This is a genomic window from Pseudomonadota bacterium (assembly GCA_026388315.1).
Classification (GTDB): Bacteria; Desulfobacterota; Syntrophorhabdia; order Syntrophorhabdales; family Syntrophorhabdaceae; genus MWEV01.
Map to the genome: position 1 here is coordinate 1 of JAPLKA010000011.1, position 4,092 is coordinate 4,092.

Here is a 4,092-nt window from a genome sequence, read left to right on the forward strand (position 1 = left end):
AATAAAACCAATTACCTTTCCGTTGATTTCCGCTGCGAGTGATGGAACGCCCGATTCTTCAATACGTTCGAGTTTATTTTCCCAGTACTCCTTCCTCTGTTTTCCCAAGAGTGAAAAGTCGATCTGGGCTACCTCATCGAGGTCTTTTATTAATAATGGTCTTAAGGTAATATTTTCCAGTGTTTTCCGCCCCGACCCATGTGTTACCAAGTAATTCATTGATGATGATTTTGAGCTACCTATCTTCGTTGGCTCCGCCCCGGTATCCGCTTGCGGGTGTCCCTCGATGTGCTTCTTCATTATCCGCTAAGCGAGCGGCGGAAGAAACAACTTGACATTGTGCATAACTTCTGATTAATTCTGATCTAATACTAATAAAAATAAATAGGTACGCACTTCAACACAAAGGAGAACCCTTACATGAAAGAGACGTTCAAATTGATTCTGGCATTTGCTCCGTGGTTAGCCTTTTGGTTCATTTCCGGCCCTTCGATGCTCCGTCTTCAGATCGCCATTTTTGTGGCCATTGCATTGGTAATTGTTATGGCGATTACCAAGCTTCACAGAGGAGTCATTCTCTGGGCCGGGTATGCATTTTTTGCGTTTGCGCTGATCTTCGTAATATGGCTCAAGAATATGTGGGTAATCCGGCACTTGGCAATCCTTGCTCCTGGAACGCTCTTCGTCGCCGCACAACTTTCCGTTCTTTTTGGGCGGCCTTTTACAGGAGACTATGCCCGTGAGAATGTACCCAAGGAGATCTTGGATTCTGCTGCTTTTGTACGAGGTTGCTTCATTACGAGCTCTTTCTGGGCCTCAATTTTTCTGGTAAACAGCCTGTTGAATGTGGTCAAGTTCTCCTACCACGACATACCGGAGTGGCGCTTCAGCGTCACAGAGTATGCCATGATTCTTGTGGGCATCATCTTCACCAATATGTTCTCCAAGACGGCCAAGAAAAAACGCATGGCAATGCAAGGCGCAGCCCCCCAATCCAATACATAGGAGAAATCATAGAATCAGCAGGGTCAGCCCTTGACGGCCTGTTGCCTAAACATACATACAACCAAATAATATTGAAATATGAGCAGGAAGAACTTTGCGGCTTCGCCGTTAAACCTTTACGCGAGTCGCGCCTTCGAGAAAAAAACAGCAGGATCAGCAGGGTCAGCCCTTGACATTTGAATTAACACCATGATAGCATCATTAAATCAACCGATACTATCCAATAAAGAGGTGATCCCTTTTGGCCCGACCGTTACGCATCCAGTATGAACATGCCTTTTATCATATTACAGGGAGGGGGAACGAGAGAAAGAAGGTCTTTTATACAAAAACTGATTATGACAGATTCAAGCAATATCTTCAGGAGGCTCAGATCAGATTCGGCTTTATTCTCCACGCCTATGTCCTTATGGGGAATCACTACCACCTTATAGGAGAAACACCGAGGGCAAACCTGAGCGTAATTATGCATTCCATCAACGGCGCCTACACCACGTACTTTAATAAAAAGAGAAAAAGGAACGGTCATCTCTTTCAGGGAAGGTATAAGGCCATCCTTATAGACCGTGACAGCTACCTTCTCGAACTTTCACGCTACATCCATCTCAACCCTGTGAAGGCCGGCATGGTAGAAAAACCCGAGGACTATGCCTTCAGCAGTTATGCATCCTATATCTTCTCTGATAAGGAAGATATCGTCTCACGAGACCTCATCTGGAATATGACCTCCATAGAAAATGCCCCTATCTTCTATAAAGCATTTGTAGAAGAAGCGATAAACACCGGAGAGAATCCTTTCAAAGATCTCTATGGTGGCATGATCCTTGGGAAGAAACAGTTCATTAAAGATACCCTCTCCATACTCAATAAAGACCTTCTTGGAAAAGACGATACATCTGCCCGGCGGTCTCTGAAAACGTCTCTATCCCTGGAGGAGATCGTAGAGACAATAGCCCGTACCTTGCATATTGCACCACAAGAGATTACGACCCGGAAAGGGGCATACAGAAATCTTGCCCTCTATCTTGCCAGGAAACATACAGGCTTTATGAACCGGGAGATCGGGCAGTTCTTTGGGAACATCAGTCATTCGGCAGTAGCGAAGGCATGTGAAAGATTTGAAGAGGTAATAGCATCGGACAGGACGCTATGTGAGAACCTGGACATGGTAAAGAAGGCAATTTCAAATGTCAAGGGCTGTTGATTTTTGTTCGTCGCGCCGTTCCTGCCGATTCCGGCAGGTCAGTGAGTGCTGGTCATGAGTGGGCTCGCGCTTGCGGGCGAGGTGATGTTCCTGGTGGGAGGCGCTATTTTTGGCGCAGTGGTCATTGCCCGCTTCAGAAGGCGAAAGGTCTGCACCGGTCCCGGTCTCGCCGGCAACATCATGATCGACTCGGCTGTATGCACCGGTTGCGGACTGTGTGCGAGCGTATGCGGCAGCAGCGCGATTACGGTTGTAGACAAGCGTTTGACTTTGAGCAAACCCGCCCTCTGCTGTTCCTGCGGGCACTGTGCGGCAATCTGTCCTGTGGGTGCCATTTCAGCCAGGGACGACATCAATCGTCGAGCGTTCACCGTGCGTAGACCCGATGACGGTCTCGGGCCGGTGGAGGTTCTGTTGCGCACGAAGCGCTCCGTGCGGGAGTTCAAGGACAAGGCGCTTGCGCGCGACGCCCTGGAACGCCTCGTCGAGTATGCCGAGAAGTCCCCCAGTTCGTCGAACAACCGGCATCGGAAGTATGTGGTTGTGACAGATACTCAGCAGATCAACGTAATGGAAGATGCGGTTCTCAAAGCCTACAAGACCACCCTGCTCCTCCTGAATCCGGTGGTTGTTGGTGCCGTGAAGCTCGTCGACGTCAACTTGGGAAACGTGCTTTCCACTTCACGGGAAGATCTTCTGGCGATACGAGAGGAAGCCGCTAGGGGCCACAAGCCCATCTTCCGGGGTGCCCCATGCGTCATCTGCGTTGCCGCGCCGAAAGACGACATTCAAGCCATAGACGACTGTATTATTGCACAGCAATACATGATGCTCTACGGCGAGACTCAGGGCATAGGCAGTTGCGTTATCGGCTACGCACAGTATGCCCACAGGGCGATTGAACGAATTGTCGATTTGCCCAAGGGCTGCCGGATTTACGCAGTTGGCATATTCGGATACTCAAAGTATAAGTACCAGAACGAGATCCGGTACGAGCGTGTTCCGGAGGTCATCTGGAGTTGATGGAACGGCGATGGGGATGCTCTTGAAATATTGAAATGTGATGTTCAAAAATGTTTCAAAACATTGCCCAACAAAGCAATACAGCTGACGTCTTACAGCTGTGGCTGACCTCTGTGTTGGAACCAGATGATAGAAAAGAAATTCGATTTCAGATCCTGCCGGGCGATTACAGACACCGTGTCTGTAGCGTCTACACCAACAGTTGGTGCAAAACAGGAAATCTCTGTAAACCCAATGCTGGCCTTGGTTTGGAGCATTGGTTTTTTTTCTTTCACTGTGAAAGAAAGTATGGAAACCCCATGAAAAATGACCCTTGGGAGAAATAGCGGGGTCAGCCCTTGACGGCTTGTTGCCTAAACAACCATCGGGTACATTTGAGGTAGCAAGCCGGAAGAGCTTTTTGCGAGTCGCGACTTCGAGCTTGCCTTGGGACCCTGCCGGTAAGCAGAAATGTGCCCGCGGCCAGTGCCGCGTCTGGGCCGCCCTGATTTGTTCGAAGCCCAGCGGCAAGTTAGAAGGCCGAATGGATGCGAACCGTTGCAAGGGTAAGGAAGCGCAGGGAGCAGAGAGCAAAACAGTGTTCCGGCGAAAACAATATTTAGGCAACAGGCCGTTAAAGGGCACCCTGTTGACTCTTGGGTTAGATTTTTAATTCCATGCTAAACATATCTCCCCTGACAAAGCCCATTTTGTCAAAGAACTTGACGAGATCCATTTGTTTCCTGTCCACAAAGACGTAGATTGCATCAAGACCAAGCTTTTTAAGCATGGAGTACATTTCCTTAAACAGGAGTTGGGAAATACCTTTTCCCTGCCATTCTTTGTCTACTCCAATGGTGTCGATACATCCAACGTTTTCC

At 48.7% G+C, this 4,092-nt stretch carries 5 protein-coding genes; 3 read left to right on the plus strand and 2 right to left on the minus strand.

Features of this window, described 5'->3' with window-relative positions:
- Positions 1 to 300: hypothetical protein (locus tag NTX75_00505; protein MCX5814709.1), on the minus strand; the 300-nt coding region annotated here is incomplete at its 3' end.
- A 120-nt stretch (positions 301 to 420) separates the two neighbouring features.
- Here NTX75_00505 and NTX75_00510 point away from each other — a divergent pair.
- The 3 genes from NTX75_00510 (at position 421) to NTX75_00520 (ending at position 3,232) form a co-directional block, all read left to right on the plus strand.
- Positions 421 to 1,005 (plus strand): hypothetical protein, encoded by a 585-nt coding sequence (locus tag NTX75_00510; protein ID MCX5814710.1) that lies wholly within the window; start codon positions 421 to 423, stop codon positions 1,003 to 1,005.
- 241 nt (positions 1,006 to 1,246) lie between these two features.
- Positions 1,247 to 2,209, plus strand: a complete 963-nt coding sequence (locus NTX75_00515) for a transposase (GenBank protein MCX5814711.1) — start codon at positions 1,247 to 1,249, stop codon at positions 2,207 to 2,209.
- Between the two features lie 54 nt (positions 2,210 to 2,263).
- A complete protein-coding gene (locus tag NTX75_00520; GenBank protein ID MCX5814712.1) occupies positions 2,264 to 3,232 on the plus strand; it encodes a nitroreductase family protein in 969 nt (322 codons plus the stop codon).
- Positions 3,233 to 3,872: 640 nt separating this feature from the next.
- On the opposite strand, the gene NTX75_00525 is transcribed toward NTX75_00520, so the two are convergent.
- On the minus strand, positions 3,873 to 4,092 hold a 220-nt coding region (locus tag NTX75_00525; protein MCX5814713.1), incomplete at its 5' end, for a GNAT family N-acetyltransferase.